Origin of the sequence: Methyloceanibacter caenitepidi (assembly GCF_000828475.1) — a bacterium.
Taxonomy (GTDB): domain Bacteria; phylum Pseudomonadota; class Alphaproteobacteria; order Rhizobiales; family Methyloligellaceae; genus Methyloceanibacter; species Methyloceanibacter caenitepidi.
The window spans coordinates 3002660-3020075 of the sequence record NZ_AP014648.1; the positions used below are offsets into that span (position 1 = coordinate 3002660).

Genomic DNA, 17416 nt, shown 5'->3' on the forward strand with positions numbered 1-17416 from the left:
TCACCACTAGGTAAGGAAGATGGCCGCCAAGACATACACGCGCTTCACTGCCGCCGAGGGCGTCGAGAACGCCCTGAAGATGCTGGAAGGGCGCTGGAAGCTGATCATCCTGTTTCACCTGTTCGGAGGGCGCGTCATGCGGTTCTCCGAGCTTGAGCGCGCGATTCCGGAAGTATCCCAAAAGATGCTGATCCAGCAATTGCGGCAGATGGAGACCGACGGGATTGTTTGTCGAACCGTCTATCCGGAAGTACCGCCGAAGGTCGAATACGGCCTGACGGAGTGGGGCCAAGCCCTATGTCCGGCGTTGGACGCGCTGCTCACTTGGGCTGAGGAAGGCCCGGCAATCCCGGCTGGCGCGCCCGATCACTCATCGCGCTCAATCACATGAAGGCGGCGGACGGTCAGGTCGTCGATCTCCACTTCGCCGAGCTTGAGCTTGTCCGCCTGCGCCTCGCGGACTCTTAAACGGCCGATCGCGAGCGCGCCGATTGCCAGGGCACCGATAGCCAGCGCCCCGACCGCAAGCACGCCGAGCGCGACAGAGCCCGCGGCCACACCGCCCGCGGCGACGCCTTGCACCCGGACCGAGGGCACTTCGATATCGCGTGTCTCGTCACGTCGCTTCCACATCGCCCGCCTCTCAGTCGCCGCCCGGCGCCAAGAACGGCAGCATGTCCGTGTGGTGGCCGATCATCTTCCAGGCGCCGTTCTCCTTGCGGAAGACGTTGGTCGCCCGGATCGACACAGTGCCGGGCTTATCGCCCGTGTTGATGTTCTCGCCCTTCTCGTAGTTGTGCGTCACGCCGAGATCGCCAAGAACGGTGATGCGCATCTCCGCAGGCTCGACACGGCCGCCGAGTCTCTTCGCCGCCTGTATCTCCCACTCGGCGCGGATCGCGGGCCAGCCGTGCTGATAGCCGCCGTCCGGACCCATGTATGTGACATCGTTCGCATGGGACCAAACCGCGAGCATCGGGCCCGCATCGCCCTCGAACATGGCGTTGAGCGCCGCGTAGAACCCGGCCGCCGCCGCCGCGATCTCGTCTTGATCGGTCATTCCTGGGCTCCCTCGATGTAAATCTGCCCGCCCGTCCCGCGAGCCGTGCCCTCCTCCACCGCCCAGAACGCCCTGGCGGCTGGGGGCAAGCTCGACAGGACGCGCTCGAACGCCTGCGGTTCGACCGCGCGCCGGAGCGCGGCGGACACGTCGGAGATCGCGGATGGCGGCGCCAGATTGTGGTCGGGCCGGATCGCCTTGACCTCTCGGGTCAACGCAGCGCACGACGGAAACGGCGCAGGCGTACCCGACGGCCGCCAACCTTCCACGAAGATCGCGCGCGGCACTGCCGGCAGCACGCCGGCGAAGGTCAGCGCGTCCGCGACGCTCACATGATCGCGGAAGACATGCAGCACGGCGCGGAGCGTGTGATAGGCTTGGTTCACGGAGCTGAGCATGCAGGTGTCGCGCACGTCGACAAGCAGCGCCTCGAAATCCTTGGACGCACGCAGATATTCCGGCGGCACCGTCATCGGTCAGCGCCGCGGCGGATCGTTCTGGTCCACATAGACCTCGGAGCCCATCTCGCGGAACTTCTCGCTCATCTCGTCCATGCCTTTCTGGCGTTCCGCGTCGGTCAAATTGCCGATGCCGCCCGCATCGTTCAGCTTGGCGGCGTAGTCGCGCACCTGCTGGGTGATCTCCATGGAGCAGAATTTCGGGCCGCACATGGAGCAGAAATGGGCGAGCTTGTGCGCCTCTTTCGGCAGTGTCGCGTCGTGGAACTGTCGCGCCGTGTCGGGATCGAGCGAGAGGTTGAACTGATCCTCCCAGCGGAACTCGAACCGCGCGGTCGAGATGGCGTCGTCGCGGGCCTGCGCCGCCGGATGCCCCTTGGCGAGGTCGGCGGCATGCGCGGCGATCTTGTAAGCCATCACACCGTCCTTGACGTCGTTGCGGTCGGGCAGGCCGAGATGCTCCTTGGGCGTCACGTAGCAAAGCATGGCCGTGCCGAACCAGCCGATCATGCCGGCGCCGATCGCAGAGGTGATGTGGTCGTAAGCCGGCGCAATATCGGTGACGAGGGGCCCGAGCGTATAGAACGGCGCCTCACCGCATTCCTTGAGCTGCTTCTCCACATTCACCTTGATCTTGTGCATGGGCACGTGCCCCGGCCCTTCGATCATCACCTGGCAGCCCTTGTCCCAGGCGATTTTCGTCAGCTCGCCGAGCGTTTCGAGTTCTGCGAACTGCGCGCGGTCGTTGGCGTCGGCGATGGAGCCCGGACGCAAGCCATCACCGAGGCTGAAGGACACGTCGTATTTGCGCATGATGTCGCAAATGTCGCCGAAGCGCTCGTAGAGGAAACTCTCCTTGTGGCGCGACAGACACCACTTGGCCATGATCGAGCCGCCGCGTGAGACGATGCCGGTGATGCGATCCGCCGTGAGATGGATGTAGCCCAGCCGCACGCCCGCATGGATGGTGAAGTAGTCGACGCCCTGCTCGCACTGCTCGATCAACGTGTCCTTGTAGACCTCCCAGTCGAGTTTCACGGGATCGCCGTCCACCTTCTCCAGCGCCTGATAGATCGGCACGGTGCCGATCGGCACCGGTGAATTGCGGATGATCCATTCGCGGGTCGTATGGATATTACGGCCCGTGGAGAGATCCATGACCGTGTCGGCGCCCCAGCGGATCGCCCACACCATCTTCTCCACCTCCTCCTCGACCGACGACGTCACGGCGGAGTTGCCGATATTGGCGTTGATCTTGGTGAGGAAGTTGCGGCCGATGATCATCGGCTCGGATTCTGGGTGATTGATGTTCGCGGGGATGATCGCCCGCCCCCGCGCCACCTCGTCGCGCACGAATTCGGGCGTGACGAAGTCCGGCACGGCCGCGCCGAAACTCTCGCCATCGTCGAGCCGGGCTTGTGCCTCGTCGGCGGCGTGCTGCCGGCCGATGTTCTCGCGATGGGCGATGTAGACCATCTCGTCCGTGACGATCCCGGCGCGGGCGAGTTCCAGCTGGGTCACAGGTTTGCCGGGAAGACCGCGCAACGGGGCGCGCGTCACCTTGAACGCTTCGGCGAGGTGCTTGTCGCCCACGCCGCCGTTGTCCTCAGGCTTGATGGCGCGGCCTTCGTAGGATTCGACGCCACCGCGTGCGGCAATCCATTCCGAACGCACGGGATCAAGCCCGCGCTTCACGTCGATCTTGACGTTATCATCCGTATACGGCCCGGAAGGGTCGTAGACTTTGAACGTCTCGCCATTGCTCAAGGCGATCTCGCGCAAGGGAACCTGGACGTGGGGATTGCCTTCCGGAGCCGAATGCACCTTCCGGCTTCCGATCAGCGGACCGGTGGTCACTTGCGGGGACTGGATGAGGCGATGGCGAATGGAGTCGGGACGGTTCATGTTTTCATCTCAAGCAAAATATCCAAAGTAGCAGAGCACGGCGCCGATGATCAGCCAGACCACGCCGCCGATGGTTGCAGCACCCGGTTTGTCCAGCATGGCATAGCCGATCTTCTTGACCGCGCTGAAACAAAGCATACGGATGGCGCCGCCGATGACGGCCATCCAGCCGAACAGCGTGATGATGAGGCGCCAGTCTAAGGCCCACACATTGTGATTGAGCACAACGGCAAGACCCGCGGTCATCACGATAAAGCCGGTGACGTAGATCAGCGGAGGACTGTCGAGAAACTGCCGCGCCATGTCCCGCTGCGCCTCCGGGTTGACCAGAAGGCCGATCGCGGCCACGAGCATCACGGGGCCCATGAGCTGCGCCAGAAAGACCGATGTGTTCACCGCAAAATCTCCTGTCCCTTCGCCGGTGCAAGCCGGATCAGGTTCTAAGGGTCTCCGCAGGTTTGCGGACTCTCAGCCCAGCATGGGGCTCCCCTCGGATGAGGTTCACCTTACGCCGACCGCTCGCGCTTCGAAAGGGGGCAGCACGATCGTGATCGAAAAGCTCTGCCTTTCGCGCTCGCTTGGCGCTCCAGGAGGCTCATAGACCGGGCACAGACCAAGGTTCCGGCCCGCGACTTGCGGCCTTAGGCCGCTGGGTCTAAGGCTGGCCATGAATATGCCTTGCTTCCCGCCGAATAACGGGCGCTAGACGACGCCGGATTTCATTGGCCGCCGCGCAATACAGAGTGGACGAGAACGTGAGTCAGACCGCCAAGAGTTCCGAAAAAGCACAAGATAATTCCGAGGATGCCGAAAAGACCTCGAAGAACGGGGGCGCCAAGCTGCGCTGGATCGCGCTTGGTGTCCTGTTCGCGATCACGGTCATCGGCGTTTTCGGCTATTGGCGCTACGCGGAGATCTACCCCTCGACCGACAATGCCTATACGGGCGCCGATATCGTGCGGATCGCGCCGCTTGTCGCCGGCCAGGTGATCGAAGTCTATGTCGAGGACGACCAGAAGGTCTCCAAGGGCGATCCCCTGTTCGACATCGACCCCGTGCCCTATGACGCCGCCCTTCGCGGTGCCCGCGCCCAGTTTGATGCAGCCGCGGATGCGGCCGGAACCGAAGGCGAACCGCTGAAGGAAGCGGCGGGAGAGATGGAAGCTAAGCGCGTGGCCCTGGTCGACGCCTTGGGCCAATACCGCGCGGCCGAAAAAGCCCAGCGCGCGAAGGGCTCCTCGGACGCAGCGCCCAGTCCCGCCGTCGCAAAAGCCCTCGTCACGGTCCGCGAAGCGGAAGCCGCCTTTCAGACTGCCCATAAGGCGTTCAGCGAGGCGCAGGACAAGAACATGGTCGTCACCGTTCCCACGGCGAAGCTCCGCGGGGCTGCCGCGCAGCTCGACAAGGCGACCGAAGATCGCGTGAAGACACATGTGCTCTCGCCGGGTGACGGCTGGGTCTCCGATGTGCGGATCCGGCCGGGCGCGGTCATGGATGCCGGCACGCCGGCATTTCCGTTGGTGGAGGCCGGCCCTTGGTGGGTGAATGCGAACTTCAAGGAAACCGACCTCCAGCGCATCCGGAAAGGGCAGCCGGCGACCATCAAGCTGGATATGTATCCGGGCTACGCCATCGAGGGCACGGTTGAGAGCATCAGCCCCGGATCGGGCGCCCTGTTCTCGGTGCTGCCGCCGGAGAACGCCACCGGCAACTGGGTGAAGGTGACGCAACGCTTCCCGGTGCGGATCAGGATCGACGGCAAGCCGGATCCGAAACGGCCCTTGCGGGTCGGCGCCACCGCCACGGTAACAGTCGATACGACGGGCGACGATAAGACGGCGGGGGCACAAGCGGAACCCGCCCCGCAGAACACCGCGAGTGCGGGCACGCAATGACCGATCGGCCGCGCGGGGGGACCGGCGGCCGAAGCGCCGGAGGGCAGCGTCGGCCGGGCCGTACGCCGAGAAAATCGGCGGCGAAGACGGAATCCCTCAACTCCCAAAGCCCAAAGTCTCAGAGCCCAAAGTCTGAGAGCCCAGAGGCGGCGCGAGCGTCCGCACCTGCCAAAACGGCCGCCAAGACGCCACCCAAGACATCGGCGAAAAAGCCGCGCAGCAAGACGAACGCCGCGAAGCCTGCAGGCGGCGGCACCCGCCCCCCGGCTCCGAAACAGACCCCGCTCCCGCGGCCGCCAAAAGATCCGGACTCGCCTCCCGTGGCGCTTGTCGTCGCCGTAGTGCTGACGGCCATTCTGGAAGTGCTGGACATCACGATCGTCAACGTCGCCGTGCCCCATATGCTCGGCGCGTTCGCGGCCACGCCCGATCAGATCACTTGGATCCTGACCTCATACATTGTAGCGGCGGCCGTCGTCGTACCGCTCACCGGCTTCCTGTCGAACTGGCTCGGCCGCAGGCGGCTGCTGCTCGGATCGATCACCGGCTTCGTCATCTCCTCGGTCCTGTGCGGACTGTCGTGGAATCTGGAGAGCATGGTCGTGTTCCGGCTGGCACAAGGCGTGTTCGGCGCACCGCTCGTGCCGCTCAGCCAGGCCATTCTGATGGATGCCTTCCCGCGCGACAAGCAAGGCCAAGCGCTGGCCATCTTCGGCCTCGGCATCATGGTGGCCCCGGTCATCGGACCCTCCTTGGGCGGCTGGCTCACCGAGACCTATTCGTGGCGCATGGTGTTCTACATCAACATCCCGGTCGGGGTGTTGGCGCTCCTGCTTTCGGTCGGCTATCTGCCGAAGCGGTCCATCAAGGACATTACGACGGACTGGATGGGGCTCGCCCTCCTCATCGTCGCCGTGGGAACACTGCAATTGGTGCTGGACCAGGGGCATATGCGCGACTGGTTCGATTCCAAGCTCATCGTCGCTCTCACGATCATCTGCATCTTCACGACAATCGCCTTCTTCATGCGTGGCTGGAACAAGACGAACAACATCATCGATCTTTCGCTCCTGAAAGATCGGAGCTTCGTCGCCGGAACGCTGGCGATCACGCTGTTCGGCATCAGCCTGTTCGGCTGGATGGCGATCATGCCGCTCCTCACGCAACGTCTTCTCGGCTATCCGGCCGACCTCGCCGGCATGCTGTTCATTCCGCGCGGCCTCGTGAGCGCGGCCATGCTCGCCATCACGGGCGGTCTCCTAATGCGCTTCGTCGACCCGCGCTGGCTTATCGGCTGCGGCCTGATCCTGACGGCTGCAGGAACGCTACCGATGGCCTTCTTCAACCTTCAGGTGGATCCCTGGGCCATCATTGCGCCGACGCTGCTGGCGGGAGCGGGGACCGGCCTCTTCTTCGTGCCGCTCACGGCCGTTGCCTTCGCGAACGTGCCGAATTCAAAATACGACGAGGCGGCGGGAATCTATGCCTTGATGCGTGGAATCGGCGCATCGGCCGGCATCGCCATCGTGAGCTGGCTGTTCGTGCGCCAGGCGCACATTCACTTCGCCGAGCTCACCGCTCACATCACGCCCTATAACCGCGATCTCCTGCCCTATCTCACCGAGCGCGGGCTGACGCCGCAGGACCCGCAAGCGGGCGCAGCCGTGATGCAGGAGATCGCGCGCCAGGCGCAAATTCTCGCCTTCGACGATATCTTCTGGTTCATCGGGATCTGCACCATCGCCATCGTGCCGGTGATCTTCTTCATGTCCCGGCCGAAGACCACAGGTGTGGTGGTCGCGCACTAAGGGCGGCGCGGTCCGTACAGAGCGGCTAACGGCACCCCGGCTCATACGCCTTCACTGCCCGGCTATCGCTACCAGCAGACTTTGGCGCCCGACGTGCAGACCGATGGCGACACGACGCCTCGCCAGCACGTCGTGTGGGCGGTCGATGTGATGATGTCGGGCTTCTGGTAGAGGTCCGGCGTCACCTCCCCGCGCCAATATGGATTGGGCTTTGGCTGAGCCGGCGAGAGCGTGACCTGGCTCACACGCCACTTTGCCTTGACGCCTTCGATCTCGTTCTTCAGAGCGGTCAGAGACGCCTGGACGGCGAATGACTTGAAGGGCCCGTCATCTGTGGCAAACACAGTCGCACACCGAGCCTCAGCGCCTCCACTTTGTGCCATGACGAATCCAATCGCCGCGATTGTCAGTGCAAGAGCACGCCGATACGACCCCATCGAAGCCTCCTTGGAATGCGCTGGTCGCTACCAGCAGATCTTCGCGCCGGACGTGCACACCGTCGGCGAGACCACGCCCGACCAGCAGATCGTGTGTCCCTGCGATGTGACCACATCGGGCTTCTGATAAAGGTTCGGAGACACGGAGTCGCGCCAGTAAGGCTGCGGCTTCGCGCGCATGGGCGAGATGGACACGCTGCGGAGGCGTTTCGAGGCCTTGAATTCCGCAATCGCTTCCTTGAGGGCGTTCTGAGACCGGGCAACCGCCGTCCTCTTGTCGACGCCATCGGCTGTCCCGGACAACCCAACGCAGCCCGCTTGCGCGCTCGCGCCAAGAGACAGGCAGAACCCAGCCGCCAAGAATGCCAGTGCAACGGCGCGCCAATACGACCTCATCGAAGCCTCCTTAGGACGTGTAGGATGGGAAAGTTGTACGAGCCGCAATCACCCGATTCCAGCCGCTTGCGCTCGCGGCAAATGGGTTCTCCACTTCCTGTTACCCATCTGCCACAGTCTAAGGCCGTTTTTTAAGCGAATTGGTCGTCAGCGCACGTCCTGCGCTGCAATATGAAGGTAGGTCGACATGTCCTCCAAGCTCGTTGTTGTGACCGGCGCTTCCAGCGGGATCGGAGAAGCCACGGCGCGGCGCTTCGGCCAGGCCGGCGCGCATGTGGTGCTATTGGCTCGCAACGCCGACCGTCTGGAGCGCGCCGCGCACGAGGTGCGCGCCGCCGGCGGCACGGCGACCGCGCTCGCTATCGACCTGCAAAACAGGGCCGAAACGCTGGACGCGGCAGCACGCATCTCGGGCGATATCGGAACGCCCGACCTTCTCGTCAACAATGCCGGCATCGGCCGCTGGCGGCCCCTCGTCGAAACCGGCCCCGACGAAGCCGCGGCCATGATCGGCGTTCCTTACCTTGCCGCCTTCAACCTGACCCGCGCCTTCGTGCCTGCCATGATCGAGCGCGGCTCCGGCGGCATCGCCTTCGTGACTTCGCCCGCTTCCTATCTCGCCTGGCCCAACGCGAGCGCCTACATCGCCGCACGGCGGGCTATCGCCGGATTCGCAGAGTCGCTGCAGAGCGAGCTGAAGACGGCGGGCATCGTCGTCACCATCGTGGTGCTGGGAACCGTCGAGACCCCCTATTTCGACAACAATCCCGGGAGCCGCGAAAACATCCCGGAGCTCGACTCCCGGCTCGCGCCCGTGTTGACGGCGGACCAGGCGGCGGAGGCTCTGTTCCAAGGCACGGAGCAAAGGAAGCGGTTCGTCGTGAAGCCTGGAATTTACCGGGCCTTGTTCGTCATGAACGCGCTGTTTCCGAAAACGGTCGCGAGCCAAATCCGCCGCGCCGCCAAGAAGGGACGACGAACCGGCGCCTAGCGCCGCAGCATGCCGAGGCGCTTCAAGATCAAAAAGACCAAGCCCGACGCCCCGAAAAGCAGCAGCAGGGTCACGATGAAGCCCGAGCGGTCGTGTTCCAGCGGCAAACCGCCGACATTCATGCCGAAGATCGACGAGATCACGCCGGCAGGCAAAAACACCGTCGTCACGATCGTCAGCAGTTGAAGGTTGCGGTTGGTCTGGTCGGTCATACGCAGCGAAACCTCTTCCTGCAGCAGGTGCGCGCGGTCCCGCAAGGCGACCATCTCATGATCGAGCCAGTCGAGCCGCTGCGCGATAGGGCTCGTTTTCAGCACATGGGCTTGGCCCGCCGTTTGCGAGGTGTTCTGCTCGTACCGTCCAATCACGGACCGTTGCGTCGACAGCAGCCGATGCAGCCGCACCGCAAGACGCCGGCATTTGGCCAGACGCTTCGGGATGTCGTCGTCGAGATCGACGATCAGCCGTTCCTCGATGAGGTCCAGCTCGTCGCCGATAGTCTCGTACTTCTCCTCGACCCCTGAAGCGACTTGCATGAGGATCGACTCAAGCAGGGCCGTATGGCTCTTCGGACCTTGGCCCGAGCGAAGCGATTTGCGCACGGCTTCGATCGAATGCAGGCCGTCGCGACGCCCCGTGATCAGAAGCTTTTCCGTCGCCACGAAATGTAGAAGACCGAGTTCGTTGGAAAGCCCCTCGAGCCGGCGGACCAAGTCGCCAAAAACCCCATAGATGCATGCACCGTCCGCATGCAGCTGCTGGCGATCCTCAACCGACAACAGGAGAGACACGGCCGCCTGGGGAACGTCTTCGAGACGCGCACGCAGGTACGGCCCGACACGCGCGTCCGCCAGGTTGACGTGCACCCAAAGCCAGCGACCGTCTCCCGTGTCGCCGAGCCCGTTGGGCGGCAACATGCACTCGGAAAGTTCCTGCGATGTCCCGTCGGCGCTGAAGCGGAATGCCCAAACAAGCCCCGGGCAATGGTCCAGAGACGGTTCTGCGGCGGGAGGCTGTACCGAACCTACTGCGGACTTAGCGGCCTGAGTTTGCGACATGTTCTCCTCTTAAGCTGTGAGGAGAGACTCCAAACATTGCACTCTTGTGACAGTCGTTGGCCGCCCTGCCGGCGGGTGGAAGGCCTTAGGGCGCCGCGGGAATGGCGAGCAAGGACTTGAGGGCCGAGCGAGGCCTGGCAAGGTCGGCCAAGGTGTAGCCGTCAAGAACCTCCAGAAAGGCCTCTCCCGCTTTGTGAAGGGCTTTGCGCAGCACGCAGCACCGTTCGATGGCGCAGCCTTCGTCCAGCGGCGGGAAGCACGGCACCAGCGCCATATCCGGTTCCGTATGGCGCACCACGTCGCCCAGAGAGATGCGCTCCGGCCGGCGGGCAAGGCGCAAGCCGCCGCCCCGCCCCCGCACAGTCTCCACGTAGCCGGCAACGCCAAGTTCATACGCGACTTTTGTCAGATGGTTCTTCGAGATGCCGTACGCGCCGGCAACTTCGGCGATGGTCGCCAGATCCCCGTCCTTGACCGCGACGTACATCAGCAGCCGCAGCGCATAGTCGCTGTAGACGGTGAGACGCATGGCCATCTCCTTTCGGCTTAAACATATATTTCAAATATTGCTTTATCTCAAGCCGCGCGATAAAAGGTGCATCTACAGTATATCTTTCCGGTCCTGCGATGGAGTTGAATATGACGGACTGCCCCGGCGTGGATTGTATCCCCCAAGAGTCTAGCGAGGCTCCGCTGACAGAGAACGGCATCCGGCTTCTGGTCGACCGCTTCTACGACAAGGTGCGTCAAGACGCGTTGCTCGGTCCTGTCTTCGCGCGCGCCATCCCCGACGACGCATGGCCGGCACACCTGGCCACCATGCGCGACTTCTGGTCGTCGGTGATGCTCACCTCCGGCCGCTACCATGGGAACCCGGTAGCCGCCCATCGGCGCCTCGACGGCATCAAACCGGCACACTTCGAGCGCTGGCTCGCACTGTTCGGCGAGACTTGCCGAGAGCTGTTCGGCGACAAGACGGCGGCGGCGTTCGTGGACAAGGCAAATCGGATCGCCACGAGCCTCCAGCTCGCGATGTTTTACCGGCCCGAGAACGATCTGCTGGCGCCTCAGCGGAAGCTCGCCGGCAGGGCCTAGCGATGCTCCTCGACGCTCGTGGCGATGAGTTCTTTGTTGAAAGCCCGCAGCGCATGGGCCTGGGAGATCCTGCCGACGATCCGGCCGCGATCGTGCGGATCCACGACGGGCAGAGCTTCGGCGCCGAGCGTGTCGAAGGCGCGCAAGGCCGTTTCCAGCGTCTCGTTGGACGGGATCGCGTGTTCGCGATCGCTCTCGGGCAGTTCGGTCGGCTCGCCCTCTGCCAAGGGGCGCATGATATCCGACACGCGCAGATCCTTCATGATCGTGCGGTGAGGGCCCTCATGGAGGACAATGCCGCGCGATTCCAGCTGAGCCTGGAACAGAGAGCGGCCGAGGACGGCCTGGTTGATGCCGTTGGCGACGGCGACCGTGAGAAGCAGCGCAAGGCTCAGTTCGAAGCCGCCGGTGAGCTCGAACACCATCACCGTCGTTGAGATCGGCGCGCCGAGCACGGCCGCGGCTACGGCGCCCATCCCGAGAATGGCATAAAGACCCTCGCTGGAGCCGACCTCGGGGACAGCTGCGGCCGCGATCAGACCGAAGGCGCCGCCCGTCATGGCGCCGAGATACAGGGCCGGAGAAAACACCCCGCCGCCGAAACGCGAACTCAGCGTGATGGCCGTCGCCACGGTCTTGAGCCCAATCAGCAGCAGCATCATGCCGATGGTCAGCTGGTCCTTTAGCGCCGCATCCGTCGTGTCGTAACCAACACCCAGCACCTCAGGGAACCAGATGGCGATGATGCCCACCATCAGACCGCCGATCACCGGCCGCATGACAAGCGGGATCTTGACGTTGCGCGCCGCCCAGTCGGTGCTGAGGATGGTCAGCTGAAACACGACGGCGACGGCGGCCGCGACGATGCCGAGCAAGATGAAGGCCGGCACTTCGAGATAGGAGGCGATGCTGTAGCTCGGGACGATGAACGCCGCGACATTTCCGAACCAGGCTTGCGACACGATCGTGGCCACGACCGACGAGAGCACCAGCGGCACGAAGGTCCGGATCGAAAAGTGACCGAGGATGACCTCCTGCGCGAACAGCACGCCCGCGATCGGCGCGTTGAACGATGCGGCGACCGCACCTGCGGCGCCCGAGGCGAGCAGCGTCCGCCGCGCCGCGTTGGGAAGATTGAGGTTCTCCGAACAGGCGACGGCAATGCTGGCGCCGAGGTGGACGATCGGCCCCTCGCGGCCGGCGCTGCCGCCGCAACCGAGCGAGAGCGCGCTCGTCACGGCGCTGATCAGGCCCTGGCCGAGATGAAGCCCGCGTCCGCCGTTGACGCGCGCTTCCATGACGTCGGGGACCGCCACGGTTCGTTTGGCCGTCAACGCATAGCGCAGCAGCAGCCCGACAAGCAGACCGCCGGCGGCGGGGGCCAGCATGACGACCCACCACGGCTGGTGACGCGCCGCCGCCGCCACATGTTCCGACATGGTATGGAGCCACGGCAGTTGGAAGACGCCGATGGCGAGGCGGAACAGGATGGCCGCCACACCCGTCGCCAACCCGATCAGCGGCGCCAGAAGCCAGACGGTCGTCTGGCGTGTCTCCTGGAAATGCTTGAGATTGGGGATCGTCCAGCGTCGTGCCGTATCCAGGAGTTGGGCGCGTCTCAAAGCCATAGAATGGGTTTAAGGTTGCGCGCCTCCCCACTCAAGCAATTGTGGCGCTCCGTTCACGGATTCCGCCGCAAACGCAATGGCCCAAAGCCGCGTCCTATGGTGCCCCGGGAGGCATCTCCGCGAAGGTGGGGATATCCGGATCGAGGTAGCGCCAGGACGGGGCGCGACTCGCATAAACGATCATCTGCGGCTTGGCGATCTCCAGATCGTCGAGGCTGGACGCCCGCACAAGGATCTTGCCGGGCATGTTCGAATTTCGCGAAAAGATTGGGGAAGCGCATTCGGGACAAAACCCGCGACTTACGATGCTGCCGCTGTCGGCCGGGAAATCGAAAAATTTCAGCGTGCCGGTGACCGTGAAGCCATTCTCCGGAACCATCAGATGGGTAACGTGGTCGGTCCCGCTGGTCTTTCGGCAATCTTCACAGTGACATTGGCCAACGATAAGCGGCGGCGCCGCGCTTTGATAGCGAACCGCGCCGCACAGACAGCCTCCGGCGAAGCCGTCCGCGTTTTCCGTCGTCGATTCATCGTCCGCCATCGGTCCCTCCTTGCGTTTCCGGCGATGCCGAAGCCCTTTTCTCTGTCTCAGTCAGAGATACGGAGCCTGGGCCATGATAGCTCGTCACTTGTCACTTGCAAGTTAAGAGTGACATACTGGATTTCATGGATGATTCGCGATCAGGCTGCCCCGTCGCCATGACCCTCGATATTGTGGGGGACCGCTGGACGCTGGTGATCCTCCGCGATCTCTTCATGGGGAAGCAGCGGTTCTCCCAGTTCCTGGACTCGCCCGAGCGGATCGCCACGAACGTTCTCACCGATCGTCTGGTCATGATGGAACGCGAAGGGCTGGTGACGAAAGCGCTCTACCAGGAGCGGCCGAAGCGCTACGAATTCCGGCTTACGGAACGGGGAGAAGCGTTGCTGCCGGTGCTCCAGGCCATGGCCCGCTGGGGCAATCGATTCTTTCCCGACTCCTGGCGCGTGCCACAAGAGTTCCTTGACCGCAAAGCGCCTTGAATCCCCGCGCCTTCCCATAAAAAGCCCCAAAAATGGGGCCCATCCGACCTTAGTATTGTGCAGTGCACAATGCCCTTGAACTTCATTGTGCAGCGCAATATATACAGGCCGTGGTTCACCGGCGCTCACAATAGGAAAGGAGCACTGATATGTTGGAATTTGACAAGACGGCCCTCGACAAGGCCACCAAGGACTTCCAGAAACTGGGTAAGGACAACTACGAAGCCGTGGTTAAGTCCTATGGCCAGATGAACAAGGGTTTCCAGGACATCGGCACCAGCTTCACCGACTACACGAAGCAGGCGTTCGCCGAGGCGACCGCGACCTTCGAAAAGCTCGTCGGCGCCAAGTCGCTCGAGCATGCCATCGAGATCCAGTCCGAGTATGCCAAGAAGGCGTATGAGACCTGGTTGGCCGAGGTCACGAAAATCGGCGAGATGTATGCCTCCGTCGCGCGCGACGCGTACAAGCCGGTTGAAAAGGCCGTGGAGAAGACCACTGCCACGGTGACCGCGTCCTAATCGGCGGCTACCGCACGCAGTTGAAAAGGCCTGGAGGCTCCGCCTCCGGGCCTTTTTCTTTGCCGTATTTGTATGGGCCTGACTGGGACTGCGGCTCCGGCGCGCGTGCCCGCTAGGACGCCAGCTTCAGCGACTCGTCCTTGGCCGGTGACGGCGGCGTGCTCTCACCCATCGTGCGCATCTCGCCTGCCGGCAGCGCGTTGCCGCCGAACTTCTTCAGTAGGCGCTTCATGTAGCGGCGGAAGCGCAGGTGATGAATCTCAAACCGGTGCCACGGCGTGTCCTGGCGTTTGATGCCGTGGCCGATATCGGGGGCGCCCTGTCTCTTCAAATCCCGGAACCAAGCGGCGCGCTCAGGATCGTTCTCCTGGGCCCTGATGAAGGCGGCGATCAGACGCGCCTGGTGGTCCGCGACCTGCCACACCCCACCCTCGGCCGGATCAAACAGGCCAACCGCGAAAAAGTCGTCCCAGTCGCGGTGGAAGGTGTGGATGAACAACTTCGACCAGCCGTGCTCGTCCAGCACGTAAGAGTCGTCCATGAACGGGAAATGGACTTTGAAGCCCGTTGCCCAGATGACCATGTCGACTTCCTCCGACGTCTCGTCGGTGAAATAGACACGGCGGCCTTCCAGACGGTCGACGCCCGGCTTGGCGACCACGCGCCCGTGAACGAGATGGTCCAGATAGGTGTTGGAGGCAGTGGGGTGGGCCTCGAAGAGATCGTGGTCGGGCTTCGGCAGACCGTAACGCTCATGGGACCCGATCAGGACAAGCATCCCGAGCTTGTAGACCTTGTACATGATCTTGCGCGGGATCGGCGCACGGCTGATCCTGTCGATCACCGTATCGGTCGGCTTCCCGAATAGAAGCTTCGGGAAGAAATAGTAAGTGCGGCGCATGGAATGGATCGCCGCCTTCCCGCCATGCACGGCATCGTCCAGGATATCGACGGCAGAATTGCCGGCGCCCACCACCAGGACCCGCTTGTCCTTGAGCTGCGCCTTCGATTTCACGTCGTGGGAATGCAGCATCTCGCCTTCGAACGTGCCGGGATATGCCGGTACGGACGGGTGCCAATGATGGCCCGTCGCCATGACCACGCCGTCGTAGCGGCGAGGCTCGGCTTCTCCGGCAAGCGTGACCAGCCATCCCTCGTCGTCGCGTTCGATATGGTCGACCCGGGTGTTGAACGTGATGTGGTCGTAGAGACCGAACTCTTCCGCATAAGCTCGAAAATATGCCTGCGCCTGCGCCGCGCTCGCATAGACCGGCCAGTCCTCGGCGAAGTCGAAGTCGAGATAGCGGGTCAGCTTCTTGGAGGAATTGAGGTGGGTCGAGCCGTACACCGCATGGGGACTGTCGAGGTTCCAAATGCCCCCGACGTCGCTCTCCGCCTCGAAACAGTCGAAGGCGATGCCGCTCTCCGCGAACCGCTTGACCACGGGTAACCCGCAAGCACCGGCGCCAATAATGCAGTATCGCCTCACGTCACCTCCAAGAGCGTAGGTGCGGCAAAAGCACCCGAGACTAGCTCCATATTACGGCAGACCAAAGCACTCCAGACCCTGCGCATCAACCCATAGGAATTTGGTTCTGGCTCATTGATTTGGCTCAAGTCGCAGCCTCTCCGGGGAAGCTCTCTAAGGGAAAAGGGGCATTTCGCTTGTGCCTGAATTCGATGGAAGTTACCCGTATGGTCACCGGCCGCAATACCCAGCACCGCGAGTTGAGGGATTTTCATGGACAGTGAGCAGGACGTCACTATCAAGAACTGGGACGGCACTTGGACCTACCACCCCCGCGTGAAGGCCAGGCCCGAAAGCGTCGAGGATCTCATCGAGATCGTCACCGACCCGGTGCGCTTTCCCTCCCCCGTTCGCCCCGCCGGCTCCATGCACTCCACCGCGCGCATGAACGGCGACGACGAGGGCGGCACCATGGTCGACATGACGGCCATGAACCGCATCCTCCACTTCACGGACGACACGGTGACCGTCGAGGCCGGCGTGACCCACGGCGACCTCGCCAAGGCCCTCAAGGCGCGCGGCCTCCAGCCCTACATCACCACGGAAATCGGAAACACGACCCTCGCCGCCTTCGCCTGCGCCGCCACAAAGGACAGCTCCTTCCCGGGCGAATATGGGCAGGTCAGCTCCTACGTCGTGGGAATTCGCTACGTGAACGCCGACGGCGAAATCAAGGAGATCACGGAGGCGAACGATCCTCAGGAGATGCAGCTCTTCCGGACGAGCTACGGCATGTTCGGCCTCATCTTCGAGGTCACCATCAAGGTGCGTCCCACGCAAGCGCTCGAGGTGCGGCACTACGGACTCAGCATCGACGAGTTCCGCAAGTTTCTGCCCGTCTACAAGGCGCGCGGCCACGCGGTCATGTACTACATCTACCCCTACGCGCGACGGGTCGTGGTCGAGTTGCGCAAGCAGCACCCCGACAAGAAGCCCACCTCGCGGCTCCGCTGGCAGTACCGCAACAAGTTCTGGAAGCAGTGGGCTCCCGCAGTCGCGACCTGGATCGACACCAACATCAAGAACAAGAAGTGGCGGGCCTCCGCGCACGATGCCTTCTTCTTTCTGCAGCGGCAGTTGATGGTGCGGCTCATGCGCTACAATCACAGCTGGCCGCATGCGCAGATCATCACCTACCCCCGCAAGCCGAAGGTGTTTTACCTGTTCAGCATGTGGTCGTTCCGCGAGACCGACTTCTTCGACATCCTCGAGCGGTATTGCGACTTCTGCATCGCCTACGAGAAGGGCACAGGCTTCCGCTGCAACCTGCCGTCCGTCGGCTACGTGATCAGCCGGGACTGCGAGGCCTTGTTCTCCTACACCTGGGAAGGCCCGGGCATGAGCATCGATCCCGCCTCGACCGGAGGGCGGGAGTGGGAAGAGTTTCTCCACGCCTATAACGATTTCTGCAGCGAGCATGGCGGGACGCCGCTCTTCAATCAGACGCCGTTCCTCACCCGTGAGATGGTGCGCCACTCCTTTGGGGCGCGTCTGCAGAAATTCGCCGCCGCGCGGGCCGAGCGCGATCCCAAAGAGCGGTTCCTCGACCAGCACTTCCGCGATCTTCTATCTTAGCGGCCGAACAAAACGCCACGACCACGAGGCCTGCACCA

Annotated in this window: 20 protein-coding genes and 1 riboswitch; of the genes, 8 read left to right on the plus strand and 12 right to left on the minus strand. The window is 63.3% G+C overall.

The genetic code is table 11. The features are described 5' to 3' along the window. Nucleotides 1–19 precede the first annotated feature (19 nt). Nucleotides 20–391, plus strand: a complete 372-nt coding sequence (locus GL4_RS14405; RefSeq protein WP_045368527.1) for a winged helix-turn-helix transcriptional regulator — start codon at nt 20–22, stop codon at nt 389–391. Here GL4_RS14405 and GL4_RS14410 read toward each other — a convergent pair. The 5 genes from GL4_RS14410 to GL4_RS17620 all read right to left on the minus strand — a co-directional run bounded on the left by GL4_RS14410 (nt 367) and on the right by GL4_RS17620 (nt 3819). Then, entirely contained in the window at nt 367–633 is a 267-nt protein-coding gene (locus GL4_RS14410; RefSeq protein WP_045368528.1) for a hypothetical protein, read from the minus strand. The genes GL4_RS14405 and GL4_RS14410 overlap by 25 nt on opposite strands. 10 nt (nt 634–643) lie before the next feature. Beyond that, nucleotides 644–1060 (minus strand): YybH family protein, encoded by a 417-nt coding sequence (locus tag GL4_RS14415; protein ID WP_045368530.1) that lies wholly within the window; start codon nt 1058–1060, stop codon nt 644–646. Continuing rightward, nucleotides 1057–1533, minus strand: coding sequence for a DUF2267 domain-containing protein (locus tag GL4_RS14420; protein WP_045368532.1), 477 nt, complete (start codon nt 1531–1533; stop codon nt 1057–1059). Before GL4_RS14420 ends, GL4_RS14415 begins: the two co-directional genes overlap by 4 nt. Nucleotides 1534–1536: 3 nt before the next feature. Then, nucleotides 1537–3423: a phosphomethylpyrimidine synthase ThiC gene (gene thiC / locus GL4_RS14425; RefSeq protein ID WP_045368533.1), complete on the minus strand. Its 1887-nt coding sequence runs from the start codon at nt 3421–3423 to the stop codon at nt 1537–1539. Nucleotides 3424–3432: 9 nt separating this feature from the next. After that, nucleotides 3433–3819, minus strand: coding sequence for a hypothetical protein (locus GL4_RS17620; protein ID WP_045368535.1), 387 nt, complete (start codon nt 3817–3819; stop codon nt 3433–3435). Beyond that, nucleotides 3816–3924: riboswitch (TPP riboswitch) on the minus strand. It overlaps the preceding gene by 4 nt. Before the next feature lie 242 nt (nt 3925–4166). Between GL4_RS17620 and GL4_RS14435 the strand changes: the two genes are divergently transcribed. Next, nucleotides 4167–5318, plus strand: coding sequence for an HlyD family secretion protein (locus GL4_RS14435; protein WP_052464617.1), 1152 nt, complete (start codon nt 4167–4169; stop codon nt 5316–5318). Between the two features lie 320 nt (nt 5319–5638). Beyond that, nucleotides 5639–7126, plus strand: coding sequence for a DHA2 family efflux MFS transporter permease subunit (locus GL4_RS14440; RefSeq protein ID WP_045370262.1), 1488 nt, complete (start codon nt 5639–5641; stop codon nt 7124–7126). Between the two features lie 68 nt (nt 7127–7194). Here GL4_RS14440 and GL4_RS14445 read toward each other — a convergent pair whose 3' ends face one another. Both GL4_RS14445 and GL4_RS14450 read right to left on the minus strand, forming a co-directional pair. After that, nucleotides 7195–7470 (minus strand): hypothetical protein, encoded by a 276-nt coding sequence (locus GL4_RS14445; RefSeq protein ID WP_045368536.1) that lies wholly within the window; start codon nt 7468–7470, stop codon nt 7195–7197. Between the two features lie 120 nt (nt 7471–7590). Beyond that, the gene (locus GL4_RS14450) at nt 7591–7959 is read right to left on the minus strand and encodes a hypothetical protein (RefSeq protein WP_045368537.1); all 369 of its coding nucleotides are present in this window, start codon (nt 7957–7959) and stop codon (nt 7591–7593) included. Between the two features lie 187 nt (nt 7960–8146). Between GL4_RS14450 and GL4_RS14455 the strand changes: the two genes are divergently transcribed. Then, nucleotides 8147–8950: an SDR family NAD(P)-dependent oxidoreductase gene (locus GL4_RS14455; RefSeq protein ID WP_045368538.1), complete on the plus strand. Its 804-nt coding sequence runs from the start codon at nt 8147–8149 to the stop codon at nt 8948–8950. On the opposite strand, the gene GL4_RS14460 is transcribed toward GL4_RS14455, so the two are convergent. Together GL4_RS14460 and GL4_RS14465 are read right to left on the minus strand one after the other, a co-directional pair. Beyond that, nucleotides 8947–9867: a CorA family divalent cation transporter gene (locus GL4_RS14460; RefSeq protein ID WP_052464619.1), complete on the minus strand. Its 921-nt coding sequence runs from the start codon at nt 9865–9867 to the stop codon at nt 8947–8949. The two genes, GL4_RS14455 and GL4_RS14460, sit on opposite strands and share 4 nt — an antisense overlap. A gap of 226 nt (nt 9868–10093) precedes the next feature. Then, the gene (locus tag GL4_RS14465; protein ID WP_045370264.1) at nt 10094–10537 is read right to left on the minus strand and encodes an RrF2 family transcriptional regulator; all 444 of its coding nucleotides are present in this window, start codon (nt 10535–10537) and stop codon (nt 10094–10096) included. A gap of 110 nt (nt 10538–10647) precedes the next feature. On the opposite strand from GL4_RS14465, the gene GL4_RS14470 reads away from it, so the two are divergent. Continuing rightward, complete coding sequence (locus GL4_RS14470; RefSeq protein ID WP_045370265.1) at nt 10648–11103, plus strand: group III truncated hemoglobin; 456 nt, start codon at nt 10648–10650, stop codon at nt 11101–11103. On the opposite strand, the gene GL4_RS14475 is transcribed toward GL4_RS14470, so the two are convergent. Both GL4_RS14475 and GL4_RS14480 read right to left on the minus strand, forming a co-directional pair. Further along, nucleotides 11100–12731, minus strand: coding sequence for a chloride channel protein (locus tag GL4_RS14475; protein ID WP_045368540.1), 1632 nt, complete (start codon nt 12729–12731; stop codon nt 11100–11102). The two genes, GL4_RS14470 and GL4_RS14475, sit on opposite strands and share 4 nt — an antisense overlap. Before the next feature lie 94 nt (nt 12732–12825). Beyond that, nucleotides 12826–13272 carry a GFA family protein gene (locus GL4_RS14480; protein ID WP_045368541.1) on the minus strand — a complete coding sequence of 149 codons (447 nt, stop codon included), beginning with the start codon at nt 13270–13272 and terminating at the stop codon, nt 12826–12828. A gap of 125 nt (nt 13273–13397) precedes the next feature. Here GL4_RS14480 and GL4_RS14485 point away from each other — a divergent pair, with 125 nt between their 5' ends. Then, a complete protein-coding gene (locus tag GL4_RS14485) occupies nt 13398–13754 on the plus strand; it encodes a winged helix-turn-helix transcriptional regulator (RefSeq protein WP_045368543.1) in 357 nt (118 codons plus the stop codon). A gap of 149 nt (nt 13755–13903) precedes the next feature. Continuing rightward, nucleotides 13904–14275: a phasin family protein gene (locus GL4_RS14490; RefSeq protein ID WP_045368548.1), complete on the plus strand. Its 372-nt coding sequence runs from the start codon at nt 13904–13906 to the stop codon at nt 14273–14275. Between the two features lie 112 nt (nt 14276–14387). Here the strand turns inward: GL4_RS14490 and GL4_RS14495 are convergent, their stop codons facing one another. After that, on the minus strand, nt 14388–15719 hold the full coding sequence (locus GL4_RS14495) for a flavin-containing monooxygenase (RefSeq protein WP_052464621.1): 1332 nt from the start codon (nt 15717–15719) through the stop codon (nt 14388–14390). 297 nt (nt 15720–16016) lie between these two features. On the opposite strand from GL4_RS14495, the gene GL4_RS14500 reads away from it, so the two are divergent. Then, nucleotides 16017–17378, plus strand: a complete 1362-nt coding sequence (locus GL4_RS14500; protein ID WP_045368554.1) for an FAD-binding protein — start codon at nt 16017–16019, stop codon at nt 17376–17378. Nucleotides 17379–17416: the final 38 nt, after the last annotated feature.

What these genes read in the sequence shown, in the direction of transcription:
- thiC (WP_045368533.1), bottom strand. Translation starts at nt 3,423, where the DNA reads ATGAACCGTCCCGACTCCATTCGCCATCGCCTCATCCAGTCCCCGCAA.
- GL4_RS14465 (WP_045370264.1), bottom strand. Translation starts at nt 10,537, where the DNA reads ATGCGTCTCACCGTCTACAGCGACTATGCGCTGCGGCTGCTGATGTAC.
- GL4_RS14450 (WP_045368537.1), bottom strand. Translation starts at nt 7,959, where the DNA reads ATGAGGTCGTATTGGCGCGCCGTTGCACTGGCATTCTTGGCGGCTGGG.
- GL4_RS14415 (WP_045368530.1), bottom strand. Translation starts at nt 1,060, where the DNA reads ATGACCGATCAAGACGAGATCGCGGCGGCGGCGGCCGGGTTCTACGCG.
- GL4_RS14480 (WP_045368541.1), bottom strand. Translation starts at nt 13,272, where the DNA reads ATGGCGGACGATGAATCGACGACGGAAAACGCGGACGGCTTCGCCGGA.
- GL4_RS14405 (WP_045368527.1), top strand. Translation starts at nt 20, where the DNA reads ATGGCCGCCAAGACATACACGCGCTTCACTGCCGCCGAGGGCGTCGAG.
- GL4_RS14475 (WP_045368540.1), bottom strand. Translation starts at nt 12,731, where the DNA reads ATGGCTTTGAGACGCGCCCAACTCCTGGATACGGCACGACGCTGGACG.
- GL4_RS14455 (WP_045368538.1), top strand. Translation starts at nt 8,147, where the DNA reads ATGTCCTCCAAGCTCGTTGTTGTGACCGGCGCTTCCAGCGGGATCGGA.
- GL4_RS14460 (WP_052464619.1), bottom strand. Translation starts at nt 9,867, where the DNA reads ATGTTGCCGCCCAACGGGCTCGGCGACACGGGAGACGGTCGCTGGCTT.
- GL4_RS14485 (WP_045368543.1), top strand. Translation starts at nt 13,398, where the DNA reads ATGGATGATTCGCGATCAGGCTGCCCCGTCGCCATGACCCTCGATATT.
- GL4_RS14410 (WP_045368528.1), bottom strand. Translation starts at nt 633, where the DNA reads ATGTGGAAGCGACGTGACGAGACACGCGATATCGAAGTGCCCTCGGTC.
- GL4_RS14500 (WP_045368554.1), top strand. Translation starts at nt 16,017, where the DNA reads ATGGACAGTGAGCAGGACGTCACTATCAAGAACTGGGACGGCACTTGG.
- GL4_RS14470 (WP_045370265.1), top strand. Translation starts at nt 10,648, where the DNA reads ATGACGGACTGCCCCGGCGTGGATTGTATCCCCCAAGAGTCTAGCGAG.
- GL4_RS14420 (WP_045368532.1), bottom strand. Translation starts at nt 1,533, where the DNA reads ATGACGGTGCCGCCGGAATATCTGCGTGCGTCCAAGGATTTCGAGGCG.
- GL4_RS14490 (WP_045368548.1), top strand. Translation starts at nt 13,904, where the DNA reads ATGTTGGAATTTGACAAGACGGCCCTCGACAAGGCCACCAAGGACTTC.